General features: G+C 72.7%; 16 protein-coding genes. 8 read left to right on the top strand and 8 right to left on the bottom strand.

From position 1 onward, the window contains the following. Positions 1 to 12: 12 nt before the first annotated feature. Positions 13 to 1,056, bottom strand: coding sequence for a ribosome small subunit-dependent GTPase A (gene rsgA / locus DEU32_RS08100; protein WP_058740714.1), 1,044 nt, complete (start codon positions 1,054 to 1,056; stop codon positions 13 to 15). Between the two features lie 5 nt (positions 1,057 to 1,061). After that, positions 1,062 to 2,441: a 3-phosphoshikimate 1-carboxyvinyltransferase gene (aroA, locus tag DEU32_RS08095; protein ID WP_114850052.1), complete on the bottom strand. Its 1,380-nt coding sequence runs from the start codon at positions 2,439 to 2,441 to the stop codon at positions 1,062 to 1,064. 186 nt (positions 2,442 to 2,627) lie between these two features. On the opposite strand from aroA, the gene DEU32_RS08090 reads away from it, so the two are divergent. Genes DEU32_RS08090 through DEU32_RS08080 form a run of 3 tightly spaced genes read left to right on the top strand, consistent with a single transcriptional unit; the run spans position 2,628 to position 4,127 of the window. Then, a complete protein-coding gene (locus tag DEU32_RS08090) occupies positions 2,628 to 3,395 on the top strand; it encodes a sigma-70 family RNA polymerase sigma factor (protein WP_114850145.1) in 768 nt (255 codons plus the stop codon). Then, positions 3,392 to 3,634, top strand: a complete 243-nt coding sequence (locus DEU32_RS08085; RefSeq protein ID WP_058740684.1) for a zf-HC2 domain-containing protein — start codon at positions 3,392 to 3,394, stop codon at positions 3,632 to 3,634. Before DEU32_RS08090 ends, DEU32_RS08085 begins: the two co-directional genes overlap by 4 nt. A gap of 52 nt (positions 3,635 to 3,686) precedes the next feature. Further along, the gene (locus DEU32_RS08080; protein WP_114850051.1) at positions 3,687 to 4,127 is read left to right on the top strand and encodes a GNAT family N-acetyltransferase; all 441 of its coding nucleotides are present in this window, start codon (positions 3,687 to 3,689) and stop codon (positions 4,125 to 4,127) included. Positions 4,128 to 4,203: 76 nt separating this feature from the next. On the opposite strand, the gene DEU32_RS08075 is transcribed toward DEU32_RS08080, so the two are convergent. Then, positions 4,204 to 7,944, bottom strand: coding sequence for a multifunctional oxoglutarate decarboxylase/oxoglutarate dehydrogenase thiamine pyrophosphate-binding subunit/dihydrolipoyllysine-residue succinyltransferase subunit (locus tag DEU32_RS08075; protein ID WP_181819230.1), 3,741 nt, complete (start codon positions 7,942 to 7,944; stop codon positions 4,204 to 4,206). 211 nt (positions 7,945 to 8,155) lie between these two features. Here DEU32_RS08075 and DEU32_RS08070 point away from each other — a divergent pair, with 211 nt between their 5' ends. Continuing rightward, positions 8,156 to 9,595 (top strand): GuaB1 family IMP dehydrogenase-related protein, encoded by a 1,440-nt coding sequence (locus DEU32_RS08070; RefSeq protein WP_114850050.1) that lies wholly within the window; start codon positions 8,156 to 8,158, stop codon positions 9,593 to 9,595. A 113-nt stretch (positions 9,596 to 9,708) separates the two neighbouring features. Here DEU32_RS08070 and DEU32_RS08065 read toward each other — a convergent pair whose 3' ends face one another. The 4 genes from DEU32_RS08065 to DEU32_RS08050 form a co-directional block, all read right to left on the bottom strand. Continuing rightward, entirely contained in the window at positions 9,709 to 10,818 is a 1,110-nt protein-coding gene (locus DEU32_RS08065; RefSeq protein ID WP_229666814.1) for a hemolysin family protein, read from the bottom strand. Further along, positions 10,815 to 12,200, bottom strand: a complete 1,386-nt coding sequence (locus DEU32_RS08060; RefSeq protein WP_114850049.1) for a hemolysin family protein — start codon at positions 12,198 to 12,200, stop codon at positions 10,815 to 10,817. The genes DEU32_RS08065 and DEU32_RS08060 overlap by 4 nt, the downstream gene beginning before the upstream one ends. A gap of 152 nt (positions 12,201 to 12,352) precedes the next feature. Then, the gene (locus DEU32_RS08055; RefSeq protein ID WP_114850048.1) at positions 12,353 to 13,435 is read right to left on the bottom strand and encodes an NADH:flavin oxidoreductase/NADH oxidase; all 1,083 of its coding nucleotides are present in this window, start codon (positions 13,433 to 13,435) and stop codon (positions 12,353 to 12,355) included. Further along, a complete protein-coding gene (locus DEU32_RS08050; protein WP_114850047.1) occupies positions 13,432 to 14,067 on the bottom strand; it encodes an HAD family phosphatase in 636 nt (211 codons plus the stop codon). Before DEU32_RS08050 ends, DEU32_RS08055 begins: the two co-directional genes overlap by 4 nt. 24 nt (positions 14,068 to 14,091) lie before the next feature. Between DEU32_RS08050 and DEU32_RS08045 the strand changes: the two genes are divergently transcribed. Further along, positions 14,092 to 14,937, top strand: coding sequence for an ADP/ATP-dependent (S)-NAD(P)H-hydrate dehydratase (locus tag DEU32_RS08045; protein WP_114850046.1), 846 nt, complete (start codon positions 14,092 to 14,094; stop codon positions 14,935 to 14,937). Between the two features lie 318 nt (positions 14,938 to 15,255). Beyond that, positions 15,256 to 16,068 carry a glycoside hydrolase family 16 protein gene (locus DEU32_RS08040; RefSeq protein WP_114850045.1) on the top strand — a complete coding sequence of 271 codons (813 nt, stop codon included), beginning with the start codon at positions 15,256 to 15,258 and terminating at the stop codon, positions 16,066 to 16,068. 41 nt (positions 16,069 to 16,109) lie between these two features. Here DEU32_RS08040 and DEU32_RS08035 read toward each other — a convergent pair whose 3' ends face one another. Next, positions 16,110 to 16,826, bottom strand: coding sequence for a YceI family protein (locus tag DEU32_RS08035; protein WP_114850044.1), 717 nt, complete (start codon positions 16,824 to 16,826; stop codon positions 16,110 to 16,112). A gap of 61 nt (positions 16,827 to 16,887) precedes the next feature. On the opposite strand from DEU32_RS08035, the gene DEU32_RS08030 reads away from it, so the two are divergent. Both DEU32_RS08030 and DEU32_RS08025 read left to right on the top strand, forming a co-directional pair. Continuing rightward, positions 16,888 to 18,165: a glycosyltransferase 87 family protein gene (locus DEU32_RS08030; RefSeq protein ID WP_114850043.1), complete on the top strand. Its 1,278-nt coding sequence runs from the start codon at positions 16,888 to 16,890 to the stop codon at positions 18,163 to 18,165. Then, positions 18,162 to 18,470, top strand: coding sequence for a thiamine-binding protein (locus DEU32_RS08025; protein ID WP_114850042.1), 309 nt, complete (start codon positions 18,162 to 18,164; stop codon positions 18,468 to 18,470). Before DEU32_RS08030 ends, DEU32_RS08025 begins: the two co-directional genes overlap by 4 nt. Positions 18,471 to 18,483 lie beyond the last annotated feature (13 nt).

Raw genomic sequence — 18,483 nt, 5'->3', positions numbered from 1 at the left:
GTGCCGTCCGGGTCAGTCCGCGCCGGGGTCGTCCGCGCCCATGCCGGTCAGGAGTGCCCGGAAGGAGTCGAGCCGCTCGACACCGGTCGGCCCGAGCTCGCCGTCCTGCACCCGGTCGACGATCTCCCAGTCGTGCGCCTGGTCGAGCGGGATGCCGTCGGCGGGCTCGCGGACCGGGACGGCGTGCGACGCGAAGGCCCGGAAGACGTTCGCGGGCTCGACGTGCCCCAGGCCGAAGGACCGGACGCCGGGGGTGTCGATGATCCAGCCGCCGTCGCGCACGCGCAGGGCGATCGACGACGACGAGGTGTGCCGCCCACGGCCGGTGACCGCGTTCACGACGCCCGTCGCGCGGGTCGACCCGGTGATCGCGTTCACGAGCGTCGACTTGCCGACGCCCGAGTGCCCGACGGTCACCGTCACGCGCCCGTCCAGGACCTCGTGCAGGGCCTCGAACGGCACGTCGTCCGAGCGGCTCGTGACGATCCGCAGCTCCAGGCAGGCGAAGTGCGCGAGGAACGGTGCCGGGTCGGCGAGGTCGGTCTTGGTGACGCAGAGCACCGGGTCGAGGCCGGCGTCGAACGCGGCGACGAGGTACCGGTCGATCAGCCGGGGCCGGGGCTCCGGGTCGGCCGCCGCCACGACGACGAGCATCTGGTCGGCGTTCGCGACGATGACCCGCTCGACCTCGTCGGTGTCGTCGGCGCTCCGGCGGAGCAGCGTCGTGCGCTCGTCGACCTTGACGATGCGGGCGAGGGACCCCGGCTCGCCGGACACGTCTCCCACGAGTGAGACGCGGTCGCCGGTCACGACGGACTTCTTGCCGAGCTCGCGGGCCTTCGTCGCGGTGATCACGGCGTCGTCGACGAGCACGCCGAAGCGGCCGCGGTCGACGTTCGTCACCCAGCCGCGGGTCGCGTCGTCGTAGGTCGGCCGGGTCTTCGTGCGCGGACGGTTGCCCTTCGGGTTCGGCCGGATCCGGACCTTGGACTCGTACTGCCCGTACGGCTCGTCGTCGTCCGTGTCGTCGCCGTCGACGTCGTCCCACCAGCTCATGCCCGTCACGCCCCGTCGCGGTCGGCGGAGGCGGCGGAGGCGCCGGTCGCCACGAGGGCCGCCCAGAGCTCGGGGAACTGGGGCAGCGTCTTCGCGGTGCAGCCGATGTCGTCGACGGCGACGCCGTCGACGACGAGTCCCACGATCGCCCCGGCGGTGGCCATCCGGTGGTCGTCGTACGCGGCCCACGGGCCGCCGTGGAGCCGCGCCGGCGCGATCCGCAGGCCGTCGTCGAGTTCCTGCACCGTGCCTCCCGACCGGTTCACGTCCCCCGCGAGCGCGGCGAGCCGGTCCGTCTCGTGCCCGCGCAGGTGACCGATCCCGGTGATCTCGCTCGGTGCGTCCGCCAGCGCGGCCAGCGCGACGAGCGCGGGGGCGAGCTCGCCACCGCGGGTCAGGTCCAGGTCCACCCCCGGCAAGGAGGCGCCGCCCAGGACCCCGACGCCGCCGTCGACGAGCAGATCGTCGCCGTCGCGCGTCACGGTCGCGCCCCAGCGCGGCAGCAGCGTCTCGAGATCGGCACCGACCTGCGTCGTCGCCCTGGGCCACGTGCGGATCCGCACCGTGCCACCAGCCACGAGGGCGGCGACGGCGAACGGCGCGGCGTTGGACAGGTCGGGCTCGATCGTGACGTCGCGCGCGGCGATCGGGCCGGGGTGCACGACCCACTCGCCGACGGCCGGTCGATCGACGCGGACGCCGCGGGCGCGGAGCGCGTCGACGGTCATGTCGATGTGCGGCAGGCTCGGGAGCCGGTCGCCGACGTGCGTGAGGTGCAGGCCCTCCTCGAAGCGCGGCGCGGAGAGGAGCAGGCCGGAGACGAACTGCGAGGACGCGCTCGCGTCGATGGTCAGCGCCCCGCCCCGGACCGATCCGGTCCCGGTGAACGTGAAGGGCATCGCGCCGTCGCCGTCGTCGGTGACGTCCACGCCGAGGTCGACGAGCGCGCGGATGATCGCCCCCATCGGCCGCTTCCGGGCGTAGGGGTCGCCGTCGATCGTGACCGACCCGGCGGCGAGGGCGGCGAGCGGCGGCAGGAAGCGCATCACGGTGCCGGCGAGCCCGCAGTCGACCCGGACGCCGCCGCGCATCGGGGCCGGGGTGATCCGGAGGTCGGGGCCGTACGGGTTCGCGTCGGTGCCGGGCGCCGGCTCGAGTTCCTCGATGCCGACGCCGAGCTGCCGGAGCCCCGCGACCATGAGCGCGGAGTCGCGGGAGTGCAGGGGGAGCCGGATGGTCGACGGGCCGTCCGCGAGGGCGGCGAGCACGAGCTCCCGGTTCGTCAGGGACTTCGAGCCGGGGAGCGCGACGTCCCCGTGCAGGGGCCCGCGTGCGCGCGGGGCGATCCACGGATCGGGCTGCTGGGAATGCGTCGTGTCGGCCATCGGTTCACCAGGGTACTGAACGCACCGGGAGGACCATTGGCGACAGCAACACTGGCGCGACCGTCGACACGGTTGCGGGACACGGTCACGACGCTCGACGACGCGGTCGTGCCCGGCTCGCGCGGGGCGGCGGGCACGCTCGTGGCCGCCGGGCAGGTCGGGACCGTCCGCCTAGACTGGGACGCGATGACCACCGACGAGCCGCAGGCAGCACCGCACGACCTGGTCGAGGAGACCGAGGAGCAGCTCGACGCGGTCTCCGAAGCGGCCGAGGAACTGGCCGAGCCCGCCGACGAGAAGACCGTGTCGGAGTCCGAGCTGCGGTCGCTGTTCGAGACCCAGGCGCTGCCCTTCATGGACCAGCTCTACGGTGCCGCGATGCGGATGACCCGCAACCCCGCCGATGCCTCGGACCTGGTGCAGGAGACCTTCGTCAAGGCGTACGCCGCGTTCCGGCAGTTCCGCCAGGGTACGAACCTGAAGGCCTGGCTGTACCGGATCCTGACGAACACGTTCATCAACACGTACCGCAAGAACCAGCGAAACCCGTACCAGGGCACCATCGACGAGCTCGAGGACTGGCAGCTCGGCGGCGCGGAGAGCGTCACCCAGTCGGTGTCCGCCCGCTCCGCCGAGGCCGACGCGATCGACCACCTGCCGTCCTCCGCCGTGAAGGACGCGCTGCAGTCGATCCCCGAGGACTTCCGGATGGCCGTGTACTTCGCGGACGTCGAGGGCTTCTCGTACCAAGAGATCGCCGACATCATGAAGACCCCCGTGGGGACGGTCATGAGCCGTCTCCACCGTGGCCGCCGGCTCCTCCGTGGGCTCCTGGCGGACCACGCACGCGAGACCGGCATCGTCCCGGACGCAGCGTCGACGGCGACGATGCGCGGACGCGGCCGGAAGACACCGGCGACCACTGGTCGCTCCGACGGGAAGGACGCACGATGAGCGGCTGCGACTGCTCGAAGGCGAAGGCCGAGCTCGAGGAGTTCCTGCACGACGAGCTCTGCCGCGAGGACGCCGCGGACATCCGCGAGCACATGGAGTCCTGCGAGGACTGCACGAGCGAGCACCGCGTCGGCGTCGTCCTCATGGAGACCGTGAAGCGTGCCTGCAAGGAGACGGCACCGGACCAGCTCCGGACCGAGATCCTCGCGCGCATCCGGGTGGAGCAGGCGAGCCACTGAGCGTCGCGGCGGCGTGTCGTCACACGTCGCCGGTGCTCGGTAGGGTCGGCCCATGACCCTCACCGCCGAGTCGATCACCACCTGGTCCGACGCGGACGTCGCCGACGTCACCGCCCTCGTCCGCCTGCTCGGGCACGTCGTCGACGAGCCCGAGATGCGCGCGCGGCTCGAGCGGCTCACGCCCGCAGCGGGGCACCGCACGTGGCTCGTCCGCGGCGACGACGGCCGCGCGGTCGCGGTGGCGGGTGCGCAGGTCACGTGGTCCTACGCGAGCGACGAGCCGACGGCGCAGCTCCTGCTGCTGGTGGTCGACCCCACGGCCAGGAGGCACGGCACGGGTTCCGCGCTCATCGACACCTTCGAGACGTGGGCGCGTGAGCAGGGCGCACGGCGCCTGAGCGCCGTGTCCGCGGCGGCGACGGACAGTGCGCACCGCTTCTACCAGAAGCGCGGGTACCACGAGGCCGGGGTTCGGTACACGAAGCTGCGGTAGCCCCGAGGCCGAAACGAGCACGGCCCGCCCCGGAGGTCCGGGGCGGGCCGTGCTCGCTTCGTGGTGTGGTGCGGTGTCAGTGCTGCGCCGAGCCGAGGGCCCGGCGGATCACGTCCGAGGCCTCCTGCGCGGAGCGCTTCGACGAACCGGTCGCCGGGGCGGCGCTGGCCGGACGAGCCGCGACCGAGAGCGGACGACCGTCGAGGTGCGGCGAGAGCCCCATGCAGACGAACGGCCAGGCTCCCTGGTTCTCGGGTTCCTCCTGGGCCCACACGACCTCGGCGTCCGGGTAGCCCGCGAGGACCGCGAGCAGCTCGTCGAGGGGGAGCGGTGCGAGCTGCTCGAGCCGGACCAGGGCGACGTCGGAGCGGCCCTGCTTCTCGAGCTCGGCGCGCAGGTCGTGGTGGACCTTGCCGGAGTGCAGCACGACGCGGCGCACGGCGCCCTTGTCGGCCACGCGGTCGTCGTCCAGGACCGCGTGGAACGTGCCGCTCGTGAACGCCTCGACCGGGCTCGTCGCCTGGCGGAGCCGGAGCATCGCCTTCGGGGTGAACACGACGAGCGGCTTCTGCGGGCGCTCCCACGCCTGGCGGCGCAGCAGGTGGAACCACGACGCCGGCGTCGACGGACGCGCGACGATCATGTTCTCCTCGGCGCAGAGCTGCAGGTACCGCTCGATACGTGCCGAGGAGTGGTCGGGCCCCTGGCCCTCGTAGCCGTGCGGCAGCAGCAGGACGAGGCCGGAGCGCTGCCCCCACTTCTGCTCGGCCGACGAGATGAACTCGTCGATCACGGTCTGGGCGCCGTTGGCGAAGTCGCCGAACTGGGCCTCCCAGAGCACGAGCGCCTCGGGACGCTCGACCGAATAGCCGTACTCGAACGCCATCGCCGCGTACTCGCTGAGCAGCGAGTCGTAGATCATGAAGCGCGCCTGGTCCTCGCTGACGTTCGCGAGCGGCAGCCACTCCTGGCCGTTCGACCGGTCGTGGAAGACCGCCTGGCGCTGGACGAACGTGCCGCGGCGGGCGTCCTGGCCGACGAGTCGGACGGGCTTGCCCTCGACGAGGACGGACCCGATCGCCATGAGCTCGGCCATCGCCCAGTCGATGCCGCCGGAGCGGGTCATCTCGGTGCGCTTGGTTAGGAGCTGCTGGAGCTTCGGGTGCACCTGGAACCCGGCGGGCGGATTGCTGTGCGCGTCGCCGATCGCCCGGACGAGGTCCTCCGAGATCGCGGTCTCGTGCACGTCCACCTCGGAGTCGTCGCGCTGTGCGGTCGGCCGCTCGAGGCCGTCCACCGCACCGGCGTCGTCGCCCGTGACCACCGGCATCGTGCCGGTCTGCGCCTCGTGCGTCTCGGCGAAGGCGCGCTCCAGGCGGTCCTGGAAGTCGCGGTGCGCCTCGTCGTACTCCTGCTGGGTGATGTCGCCGCGGCCGACGAGCGCCTCGGTGTACAGCGTGCGGACGGAGCGCTTCGCCTCGATGAGGTTGTACATCATCGGCTGCGTCATCGAGGGGTCGTCGCCCTCGTTGTGGCCGCGGCGGCGGTAGCAGACCAGGTCGATCACGACGTCGCGGTGGAACTCCTCGCGGTAGGCGAAGGCCAGCTCCGCGACGCGGGCCACGGCCTCGGGGTCGTCGCCGTTCACGTGGAAGATCGGCGCCTGGATCGTCTTCGCGACGTCGGTCGAGTAGACCGACGTGCGGGCGGACTCCGGCGGGGTGGTGAACCCGACCTGGTTGTTGATCACCAGGTGGACGGTGCCGCCGGTGCGGTAGCCGCGGAGCTGCGACATCTGCAGCGTCTCGACCACGACGCCCTGGCCGGCCATGGCCGCGTCGCCGTGCACGAGCACCGGCAGCACGCCGAAGGTACCCGGGGGCGTGCGGTCCTGCTTCGCGCGGACGATGCCCTCGAGCACGCCGTCGACGGCCTCGAGGTGCGACGGGTTCGCCGCGATCGTCACGGGGATCGACGAGCCGTCCGACGCGCGGAACACGCCCTCGGTGCCGACGTGGTACTTCACGTCGCCGGAGCCCTGCCCGGAGACGGCGCCGGGCAGCGACGAGCCCTCGAACTCCCGGAAGATCTGACCGTAGGTCTTGCCGGCGATGTTCGTCAGCACGTTCAGGCGGCCGCGGTGGGCCATGCCGATCGCGACCTCGGACAGGCCGGAGGTGGCGGCGTGCTGGATGAGCGTGTCGAGGAAGGCGATGGTGGACTCGCCCCCCTCGAGCGAGAAGCGCTTCTGGCCGACGTACTTCGTCTGCAGGAAGGTCTCGAAGGCCTCGGCCTCGTTGAGCTTGCCGAGGACGCGGAGCTGCTCGTCCTTCGACGGCTTCGAGTACGGGACCTCGATGTGGGCCTGCACCCAGCGGCGCTGCTCCGGGTCCTGGATGTGCATGTACTCGATGCCGACCGTGCGGCAGTAGGCGTCGCGGAGGATCCCGAGCACGTCGCGGAGCGGCGCGTTCGTGGTGCCGGCGAGACCGCCCGTGACGAACTCGCGGTCGAGGTCCCAGAACGTCAGCCCGTGGTTCTCGATCTCGAGGTCCGGGTGCGTGCGCTGCCGGTACTCGAGCGGGTCGATGTCCGCCATCAGGTGCCCGCGGACGCGGTAGCTGTTGATGAGCTCCTGCACGCGCGAGGTCTTGTTGACCCGGTGCGCCAGGTCGACGTTGATGTCGTTCGCCCACTGGATCGGCTTGTAGGGGATCCGGAGCGCGGCGAAGATGCCCTCGTAGAAGCCGTGCTCGCCGATGAGCCGCTCGTGCACCTTCTTCAGGTACTCACCCGACCCGGCGCCCTGGATGACGCGGTGGTCGTAGGTGCTCGTCAGCGTGATGGTCTTGCCGACGCCGAGCTCGACGAGCGTCTTCGTCGCGGAGCCCTGGAACTGCGCCGGGTACTCGAGCGCGCCGGCGCCGATGATCGACCCCTGGCCCTTCGTGAGGCGGGGGACCGAGTGGACCGTGCCGATGCCGCCGGGGTTCGTCAGCGAGATCGTCGTGCCCTGGAAGTCGGCCGGGGTGAGCTTGTTGTCGCGGGCGCGCTTGACGAGGTCCTCGTAGGCGGAGAGGAACTGGCCGAACGTCAGTGTCTCGGCGCGCTTGATGCTCGGGACGAGGAGCGAGCGCGTGCCGTCCTTCTTCGGGACGTCGATCGCGATGCCCAGGCCGACGTGCGCGGGCTCGACGACGAAGGGCTTGCCGTCGCGCTCCTCGTAGAAGACGTTCTGACTCGGGAAGTCCTCGAGTGCCTGGACCATCGCCCAGCCGATCAGGTGCGTGAAGGAGATCTTGCCGCCCCGCGCCCGGCGCAGGTGGTTGTTGATCACGATCCGGTTGTCGATCATGAGCTTCGCCGGAATCGTCCGCACGCTCGTCGCGGTCGGGACGGTGAGCGAGGCGTCCATGTTCGACGCGAGGGTCTTCGCCATGCCGCGGAGCGGGGTGGCCACGTCCTCGTGGGTCTCGTCGTGGTCGTCGGCGGCGTCGTTGGCCTCGGCCGGGATCGGCTGCGGCGACGGCTGCTTCGAGGTGGTCTTCGCCTGGATCGGACCGCCGGGCTGCTGCGCGGCGGCCGAGGGCTGCGCGGGCGTCTCGGGCTGGGGCACCGCCTGCTGCTGCGCAGGTGCGGGGGCGTTGCCGCCGGCCGCTGCGCCCTGTGACCGGTGGTAGCTCTCGAGGACGGGCCACCAGGACTTGTCCACCGACTCCTTGTCGGCGACGAACTGCTCGTACAGCTCGTCGACGAGCCATTCGTTCGCCCCGAATTCGCCCGCGGTCTCGTCCGTACCCGTCAGATGGCTCGACACAGCCGATCGCCCACTCTCCGTCGATAGATGCTCGTGTGTGTCGTGCGGGGCAACCCTGCTCCGCACTGCCCGCCAGCCTAGCCGTTCCGTCATGACCGTCCGGTGCGAGGCGGGGGTGGGTCGCGCCTCCCGGCACCCCGCGCGTGTCGGGGCCGCGGACGCCCGTCGGACCGGGGATCCCGCGCCCCTGCGGAGCCGTACAGTGGACTCCATGAGGTTCTACGAGACGCGGCCGACCCACGACCTGACCTACTCCGACGTCTTCCTCGTCCCGAGCCGTTCCGGCGTGACGAGCCGCTTCGACGTGGACCTCTCGACGAACGACGGCACGGGCGCGACCATCCCGATCGTCAGCGCGAACATGAACTCGGTGACCGGCCCCCGGCTGGCCGCCACGCTCGCCCGGCGCGGTGGGCTCGGGGTGCTGCCGCAGGACATGCACCTGCAGGACCTCGACGCCGCGATCCGGTGGGTCAAGGACCAGCCGGTCGACTTCGACACCCCCTACGACCTCGGTGCCGACACGACCGTGGCCGAGGCCCTCGAGCAGCTCCTGCCGGTCGCGGGCCGCGGGGTCGTCGTGCGGGACGCGTCGGGGGAGTACCTCGGCTGCGTGCCCGCCGGTCGTCTCGGCACCGCGGGGCCGGACGCCACGCTCGGCGACCTGCTGCACGGGGCCTCCACCGCGATCGACGCCGACGACGCCGGTTCGCCCCGCCACGTGTACGACGTGCTGTCCGCCGCCGAGGTCGACTTCGCCCCGGTCGTCCGGCACGGCCGGGTCGTCGGCACGACCAGCCGGACGAGCGCGATCCGCTCCGACATCTACACGCCCGCGGTGGACGGCGACGGCCGTCTCCGGGTCGCCGCCGCGGTCGGCATCAACGGCGACGTCGCCGCCAAGGCGAAGGCCCTCGCGGCCGCCGGCGTCGACGTGCTCGTCCTCGACACCGCGCACGGACACCAGGAGGGCATGCTCCGCGCGCTCCGGACGGTCTCCTCGCTCGGCCTCGGCCTGCCGATCGTCGCCGGCAACGTCGTCACCGCGGACGCCGTGGCCCACCTCGTCGACGCCGGCGCGAGCATCATCAAGGTCGGCGTCGGACCCGGCGCGATGTGCACCACGCGCATGATGACCGCCGTCGGCCGACCGCAGTTCTCCGCCGTGCTCGAGACCGCCGCGGCCGCGCGCTCGCTCGGCGCGCACGTCTGGGCCGACGGCGGCGTCCGCTACCCGCGGGACGTGGCACTGGCGCTGGCCGCCGGGGCCTCGGCCGTCATGATCGGCTCGTGGTTCGCCGGCACGCTCGAGGCACCGGGCGTGCTGCGCCGCGACGCCGCGGGCAAGGCGTACAAGGAGAGCTGGGGCATGGCGTCGGCGAAGGCCGTGCGGGAGCGCTTCGAGCGGCTCGACCCGTACGAGCGCGCACGCAAGGCACTCTTCGCCGAGGGCATCTCGTCGTCGACGATCTACCTCGACCCCGAGCGCCCGAGCGTCGAGGACCTGCTCGACATGATCACCACGGGCATCCGCAGCTCGGCGACGTACGCGGGGGCGTCGTCCCTCGCCGAGTTCTCCGAGCGGGCCCTGGTCGGGATCCAGTCCGCTGCGGGCTACGAGGAGGGCAAGCCCCTGCCCGTCAGCTGGTAGCGCCGGGTCGCGCGACGCGACCCCACACGGACGGGAGGCACGGTGCCAGCTGGCACCGTGCCTCCCGTCCGTTCGTGGCTCGGACCGACCGACGTCTGGTCAGTGCCGTCGGGTCAGCGACGTCGGGTGGCGTCCTGGACCTCGCCGACCAGCTCCTCGAGGATGTCCTCGAGGAACAGCACGCCGAGCGTCCGCCCGTCCGCGTCGAACGCGCGCGCCACGTGCCGCCCGGCGGCCCGCATGGTCGCGAGGGCGTCCTCGAGGTCCATCTCCGTGTACAGCGAGATGAGCTGCCGGATGCGCTTCGGCGGCACCGGGTCGTCGAACTCGTCCGGGCGCAGGTCGATGACGTCCTTGACGTGCACGTAGCCCGTCGGGTCGCCGTCGTCGCCGACGAGCACGTAGCGGGAGAAGCCGCGCTGCGCCACGGAGCGCTCGACGTCAGCCGGGGTGGCGTCGTCGGGGAGCGTGACGAGTTCGGACATCGGCACCGCGACGTCCTTGACCTTCTTCTCGGTGAACTCGAACGCCATCGCGAGCTTGCCGTCGTCGGTGAGCGTGCCCTCGCGGCGGGACTGCTCCACGATGGTCTGGACCTCTTCCACCGTGAAGGCGCTCACGGCCTCGTCCTTCGGCTCGACCTTGAACAGGCGCAGCACGCCGTTCGCGACCTCGTTCAGGCCGACGACGACCCAGTGCAGGGCGTGCCCGATGTACCAGAGCGTCGGGACGAGCACGAGGGCGGCGCGGTCGGGCATCGAGAACGAGATGTTCTTCGGCACCATCTCACCGAACACCACGTGCAGGAACGAGACGAGCAGGAGCGTGAACACGAACGCGACGATGCCGATCACCTCGACGCTCCACCCGGTCAAGCCGAGCGGGACCTCGAGCAGGTGGTGGATCGCGGGCTCGGACACGTTGAGGATGAGCAACGAGCAGACCGTGATGCCGAGCTGGGTGGTGGCGAGCATGCGGGTCGCGTGCTCCATCGCCCAGAGGGTCATCTGCGCGGCCTTCGAGCCGGCCTCGGCGCGTGGTTCGATCTGCGACCGGCGCGCGGAGATGACGGCGAACTCGGCGGCGACGAAGTAGGCGTTGCCGAGCAGCAGCACGACGAGCCAGAAGATGCCCCACCAGTCGGAACTGCTCGAGGCGGACTCGCCGGCGGCCAGGACGACCCCGCTCGACACCGCGTCGCTCAACGGGGCTGCGGCGCTCATCGGGCGCCCTCCTTCGTGGCCGGGATGATGATGCCGGTGGCGGGGCGCTGCGTGGTCGCGGTGCTGCCGGTCGGCGTCGGGTCGGGGTGGATCGGGGTCCAGCGGATGCGGTCGATGCGGCGGCCGTCCAGGCGTTCGACGCGGAAGACGCCGTCCTCGATCGCGACCTCGTCACCGACGACCGGCAGGCGGCCGAGCGTCGACATGAGGAACCCGCCGACGGTCTCGTACGGACCGTCCTCGGGGACGCGCACGCCGGCGCGGTCCTCGAGCTCGTCCGGCCGGAGGAGCCCCGGGAAGGTCAGCCACCCGCGGGAGCGGACGACGTCGATGCGGGCGCGGTCGTGCTCGTCGGACACCTCGCCGACGATCTCCTCGACGAGGTCCTCGAGCGTGACGACCCCGGCGGTGCCGCCGTACTCGTCGACGACGATCACCATCTGGTAACCGCGGCTCCGGACCTCGGCGAGCAGGGTGTCGCCGGGCATGGTCTCCGGGACGCGCTCGGCCTCGGTCATGAGTGCGCCGACGGGCACCTCGGCGCGCTTCTCGCGCGGCACGGCGACGGCCTGCTTGACGTGCACGAGCCCGACGACGTCGTCCGCGTCCTCCTCGATGACGGGGAAGCGGCTGAAGCCGGTGCGACGGGCCAGGGCGATGACGTCCTCGGCGGACTCCGACACCCGGATCGTGGACAGGCGGGGGCGCGGGGTCATCACGTCGCTCGCGCTGAGCTCGGAGAACGCGATGGTCCGCTGCAGGAGCGTCGCGGTGTCCTGTTCGAGCGAGCCCTCGGACGCGGACCGGCGGAGGAGCGAGCTGAGTTCCTCGGCGCTCCGCGCACCCGACAGCTCCTCCTGCGGTTCGATGCCCATCGACCGGAGCACGGCGTTCGCGGTGCCGTTGAGCACGGCGACCGCGGGCTTGAACACGGTCGTGAACGCGACCTGCAGGGGCACGACGAGCTTCGCGGTCTGCAACGGCAGAGCGAGGGCGAAGTTCTTCGGGACGAGCTCGCCGAGGATCATCGACAGCAGGGTCGCGATCACCAGGGCGACGATCGACCCGACGGTCTCGACGATCGCCTCGGGCAGGTCGAGTGCGAGGAACGGCGCCTCGAGCAGGGTCGCGATCGAGGGCTCGAGCAGGTAGCCGGTCAGCAGGGTGGTCAGCGTGATGCCGAGCTGCGCGCTCGACAGGTGCGTCGAGGTGACCTTGAGCGCGCCGATGACCGGCCCGAGGCCCGACTCGCCGCGGTCCCGACGTGCCTCGACCTCGGCGCGGTCGAGGTTCACGAGGGCGAACTCGGACGCGACGAACACACCCGTGCCGAGCGTCAGCAGGATGCCGCCGATCAGCATGACGACGTCGATCGGGCTCATTCTTCACCTCCCGCAGGGCGCGAGGGAGCGCTGCTCACCGAGTGAGCGGCGGATGAGTGAGGCGAGGAAGCGTTCGGAGGATCGTCCACAGTGAGGGTCATCGTACTGCGTCGGGGCATCGGAAGCCGAGAGGACGTACAGGTCAGGGTGGCCTACGCCGTCACCCGGGCGCGGTGGTACTGCTGCGGTTCGTAGTCGACGTGCACGCCGAGCTCGACCGCAGCGCGGAGCGGGAAGGCCGGGTCGCGGAGGAACTCGCGCCCGACCATGACCACGTCGGCCTGTCCGGTCGCGACGACCTGCTCGGCCTGGAACGCGTCGGAGATCATGCCGACCGCGATCGTCCGGACGCCCGCGTCACGCTTCAGTGCTGCCGCGAAGGGCACCTGGTAGCCGGGGCCGACCGGGATCGGGGCACTCGCGACGTTGCCGCCGGTCGACACGTCGGCCAGGTCGGCACCGTGCTCGGCCGCCCAGCGCGCGACCTGCGTGGTCTCGTCCAGGGTCAGTCCGCCGTCGACCCAGTCGGTGGCCGAGAAGCGGACGACGACGGGGAAGCCTGCGCCGACCTCGGCGCGCACCGCGTCGAGCACCTCGAGGAGCGCACGGGCCCGGTTCTCGAGCGACCCGCCGTAGGCGTCCGTGCGGTGGTTCGACAGCGGCGAGAGGAACTGGTGGAGCAGGTAGCCGTGCGCGGCGTGCAGCTCGACGAGGTCGAAGCCCGCGTCGACGGCCCGACGGGCGGCGGCCGCGAAGGCGAGCGCGACGACCCGGATGTCCTCGGGCTCGAGCTCGCGCGGCGCGGCGTACCCGCCGAAGGCCACGGCCGACGGGGCCACGGTGCTCCACCCGCCCTGGTCGACCGGCACCGAGCCGTGCGTGTCCTCCCACGGGCGGAACGTCGACGCCTTGCGCCCGGCGTGCGCGAGCTGGATGCCGGCCGCGGCGCCCTGGTCGTGCAGGAAGTCGACGATCGGGCGGAACGCGTCCCGCTGCTCGTCGTTCCACAGCCCGAGGTCCTGCGGGCTGATCCGACCCTCGGGGACGACCCCCGTCGCCTCGACCACGACCGCGCCGGCACCGCCCTTGGCGAACCCGCCGAGGTGCACGAGGTGCCACGGGGTCGGGACGCCGTCCTGCCGCTCGACCGAGTACTGGCACATCGGGGAGACCCAGATGCGATTGCGGACGGTCAGGTCACGGACGGTGATCGGGTCGAACAGGGCGTGGGTCACGCGGGGGCTCCTTCGGCGGACGCCGCCAGGTCCTGCAGGAAGGCCCGCAGCCCGGCCGGCGACGTGTAGTGGTGGCCGACCGCCCCGATCGCGTCCGCGCCGGCGGCGTTCTCGGCCCTGTTGTCGACGAACACCATCTGCTCCGGCGTGATTCCCAGCCGGTCGCACGTCGTGCGGTAGACGGACGCGTCGGGCTTCAGGACTTGCTCCTCGGCGCTGACGACGACGGTCTCGAAGAGCGACCCCATCGGCGACCGGCGGTAGGGGTCGCCGAAGTCGAAGCCGGCGTTCGACAGGAGCGCGAGCCGGGTGCCGGCGTCGTGCAGCTCCTCGACGATCGCGAGGGTCTCCGGCTCGACCGCGAACCACCCGGTGAAGTCGATCGCCCAGAAGCCGTGCACCTCGGTGACGCTCCAGGTCCGGCCCGTCCGGGTGCCGATCGCGCGCCAGTACTCCAGCACGGACAGGTCGCCGCGGTCCAGGTCGTGCCGGAGCTCCTGGTAGACGGGCAGCAGCTCGTCCGCGGGCACCCCGGTGGCCTGCACGAGGGCGTCCCACGCGCCGTGCGGCGTCCTGCTGATCACCTCGCCGTAGTCGAAGACCACCACGCGACCGGGCAGGAACAGGCTCATGCGCCCCACCGTAACGTGGGGACGATGAACGACTTCGTGCCCGTCACCCCGTCCGACGCCGCCGCCTGGACCACCGCGCCGACCGGCGAGTCGACGAAGTACCGCCGCGGGGTGCTCGGCGTCGCGACGGGGTCGGCGGCCTACCCTGGCGCCGCGGTGCTCGGCGTCGACGCAGCCGTGCACACGGGGGTCGGCATGGTCCGGTACGTCGGCCCCGACCGGGCGACCGACCACGTCCTGTCCCGCCGACCAGAGGTCGTCGCCGGCGTCGGACGCGTGCAGGCGTGGCTCGTCGGCTCCGGGATCTCGGCGGCCTCGCTCGACGACCTCGACGACACGACCGCCGAGGCGTTCCGGCGCGCCTCGGACGACGGCGTCCCGGTCGTCGTCGACGCCGGGGCGATCCCGCTCGTCGACCTCGGGCCGCTCGCGGTGCTCACCCCGCACGCGGGTGAACTCGCGAAGCTGCTGCGCGTCGACCGTGACGAGGTCGAGGGGGACCCGCGCGGTTCGGCCCTCCGCGCCGCGGAGCGGACCGGGAGCGTCGTCCTGCTGAAGGGTGCGGACACGCACGTCGTCACGCCGGACGGGTCGGTGCGCCTGGTCGCCTCGTCCGCCACGCCGTGGCTCGCGGCGGCCGGCGCCGGGGACGTCCTCGGCGGCGTGCTCGGCGCCCTCGTCGCGACCCGCGCCGGCAGCGCGGCCGTCGGTCCGGAGGAGCTCGCGCACCTCGCCGCGGCCGCCGCGGTCGTGCACGGCACGGCCGCGCGCCGCGCCTCGGGGGGCGGACCGTTCCCGATGACCGCGCTCGTCGCGGCCCTCCCCGGCGTCGTCCGCGACCTCGTGACCACCGGCGACGCGACCGCCTGAGCGAGCGGACCCACCGGTCCGCGCAGCGGCCGTCCGCCGGACGTGTGGACCACCGGACGGGAGGCACGTCCCGCGTCCGGTGGCGCGCCTCCCGTCCGGTGTGCACCGGCACCGAGACCGGGCCGCGCCGACGTCCGTCCAGCGGACCGTGCCGACGGCCGCTGCGCGGGTTGCCGCACGTACGTCGGGAAGCCGCAGCGATCCCGCCACCGGGTCGCGGGGACGTCGAGGTGACCGTCCGGTCGGCGTAGACACGTCGCGAGGGACGTGCGCCGGACCACCCGACCCGGCGGCCGCCCCGGAAAGCGATGCTCCACCATGTCCCGAACCCGATCGACGAAGATCCTCCGAGCGGCGATCGTCCTGACCGCCGCGGCCCTCGCGGCGCTCACCGTGTCCGCGGTGTCGAGCGCCGACGCGCGGCCGCAGCCGCACCCCGACGGCACCGCCGTCGTCAGCGGTGCCACACCGACGGCCTCGGCGGCACCCGCCGCGCCGCCCACCGGTGACGGCCCACCCACGTTCGCCGAGGACTTCGACACCCCGGCGGCGGCCGGCGGCGCGTTCGCGACGACGTACGCGGGGTCGTGGCAGCCGTACCCGGACGGCATGGGCGGCAAGTACTGGTCCGGACCGACCGTCAGCGCGCACGACGGGTACATGGACGTGGCGATGGACGGGAAGCGCGGTGCCGCGGGGACGTTCGGCACCCCGGACGGGGCGTGGGCGCACACCGGCGGGGTGTTCAGCGTCCGGGCGCGGGCGATCGGCGGCGACGGCAACGGTGCCGCGTTCATGCTCTGGCCGACGTCGGACCGGTGGTCCGACGGCGAGGTCGACTTCCCGGAGGGGAACTTCGCCGGACCCGTCGGCGCGTTCGTGCACTCGACGGTCCCCGGGCAGGAGCGCCAGGCGGCCGGACTGCACACCGACGCGTCCTGGCGGGACTGGCACACGTACACGACCGTGTGGGAGCCCGGCCGGACCGTGCGGTTCTACGTGGACGCGCAGCTCGTCTTCGAGGCGCACGACCACGTGCCGACGACCCCGCACCGGTACATGTTCCAGATCGGGGACTGGGGTGCGCCGGGGCACCTCGAGATCGACTGGGTGCGGACCTGGACCGACTGAGGGCGGTCAGCGGGTCGGGCTGGTGTCGGCCCCGTCCGCGGTCAGCGGGCGGGGCTCGCGTGCACCAGGAACTCGACGGCGCCACGTGGCTCGACCCGGACGAACCCCAGGTCGGGCGCCTGCACGCCGTAGTCCGCGAACGTCACGGGCACGCTGCCGGACACCTGCACGCCGTCGCCGTCCAGGCCGATCTGCAGCGTCGCCGTGACCGAGCGGGTCACCCCGTGCAGCGTCAGCTCGCCGGGGGCGTCGACGGTCGTGGTGGCGGAACCGCTCGGGACGGCGTCCGCGATCGGCTCCCCGAGGGTGAAGGTCGCGGTGGGGAAGGCCGCGACGTCGAGGGCGGAGTCGCGGAAGTACGAGTCGCGCTGCGCGGAGTCCGTCGCGATGTCGGCGACACGGACCGTGACGGTCGCTGCCGTGATCGCGGTCCCGGCGACCGTCGCCTCGCCGCTGACGCTGTCGGTCCGGCCGGTGACCGTGACGTCCGAGCCGTTCAGCACCTCGTGCACGCGGTAGCCGGCCTCGGAGTCCCCGCCGACGGTCCAGCGGCCCGCCAGGTCCGCGGGGTCCAGGGTCGACGGCGCGCGGCTCGCGGCGACGGTGGGGGTCGCCGAGGCCTTCGCGTCCTCTCGCGAGGAGTACGCCCTGGTGGCCGCGACGACACCGACGGCGAGGACCGAGACGACCACCACCACCAGGACGACCCAGGCGACGGGGTTGCGGGTCGGACGTCGGCGGGGTGGGACTGCGGTCACGGCGCCACCGTGGCACGTCCCGCTCAGGGGAGCCTGGACGACGCCCCGCTACGCTCGACCGGTGCAGGTACGGTTCCGGTGGGTCGAGGCGGCCCTGTTCGTCGCGGCGTTCGTGCTCGTGCACGCGTTCCTGTGGTGGGCGAACACGTCCCTGCCGAACCTGCCGCTCGGGGACGTCACCCGCACGTACCGCGAGTGGATCGAGGCGGGCCACCGGGACCACTACTGGGTCGGTGTCGACTCGGACTGGGTCTACCCGGTGTTCGCGATCGTGCCCATGGCCGCCGCCGCGCTCGGCGGCGCCGCGTCGATCGGCACCGGGTGGCTGCTGCTCATGACCGTGCTCGACGCCGCCGCGGTCGCCGTCCTCTGGCGGTTCCGCGCGCTCGGGGTGCGGGTGGTCTGGTGGTGGCTGCTGTTCCTGCTGGCGCTCGGCCCGATCGCTCTCGGCCGCATCGACGCGGTCGCGACGGCCCTCGCCCTGGTCGGGGTGGCCTTCGTCGCGACCCGACCCGCCGTCGCTTCGGCGGTGTTCACCGTCGCCGCGTGGACCAAGGTCTGGCCGGCCGCGCTCGTCGGGGTCCTGCTGCTGCGCCGAGGGCACCGGCGGGGCGTCCTCACCGGGGCGCTGGTCGTGACGGCGCTGATCGTCCTGGTCGACGTGCTGTACGGGGGAGCGGCGCACCTGCTGTCCTTCGTTTCGCAGCAGAGCGGCCGGGCGCTGCAGATCGAGGCTCCGCTCGCGACGCCGTTCATGTGGGCGGCGGCGGCCGGCGTCCCCGGGGCCGCGGTCTACTACGACACCGGGATCCTGACCTTCGAGGTGTCCGGGGCCGGGACGCACGCGGCCGCTGCGCTCTCCACGCCACTGATGGCCGTCACCGTGCTCGCCGGGATCGTCCTCGCGCTGGTCGCGGTCCGGCGCGGTGCCCGCCGTGCCGAGGTCGCCCCGCTGCTGGCGCTCGTGCTCGTCGCCGCGCTCATCGCGACGAACAAGGTCGGCTCCCCGCAGTACGTCGGCTGGTTCGCGGTCCCCGTCGTGTGGGGACTCGTCGCCGGGCGTGCCAGTGCCCGGCGGTTCGTGCCGGTCGCGGTCGCCCTGCTCGTGACGGCCGTGCTCACCCAGGTCTTCTACCCGACGTTCTACGACCAGGTGCTCCTGGTGCGTCCCTGGGTGCTCGTGGTGCTGACGATCCGGAACCTGCTCGAGGTCGGGGTGCTCGTCTGGGGGCTCGTCCTGCTGGCTCGCTCGCCGTCCGGACGGTCCGCGCGGACCCGGGAGCTCCCGTCCGACGGTGGCGTGCCCGTCGAGGTCGAGCGGGGCAGGATGGACGCATGATCGTCGCGTTCTCCGTCGCCCCGTCCGGTGGTCCCGCAGCGTCCTCGGACGGCTCCGTGCACGACGCGGTCGCCGCCGCGGTGCGGATCGTCCGCGAGTCCGGGCTGCCGAACCGCACCTCGTCGATGTTCACCGAGATCGAGGGGGAGTGGGACCAGGTGATGGACGTCGTCAAGCGGGCGACCGAGGCCGTCGCCGCCCACGGCACCCGGGTGTCGCTCGTGCTCAAGGCCGACATCCGGCCGGGCCGTACCGGCGAGATCGACGGCAAGCTCGAACGGCTCGAAGCAGCGCTCGGCGACTGAGACGGGGGGACGT

Origin of the sequence: Curtobacterium sp. AG1037, from assembly GCF_003349855.1 — a bacterium.
GTDB classification, from domain to species: domain Bacteria; phylum Actinomycetota; class Actinomycetes; order Actinomycetales; family Microbacteriaceae; genus Curtobacterium; species Curtobacterium citreum.
The sequence above is the reverse complement of the archived record's forward strand: the minus strand, read 5'-3'. Positions and strand labels throughout refer to the sequence as shown.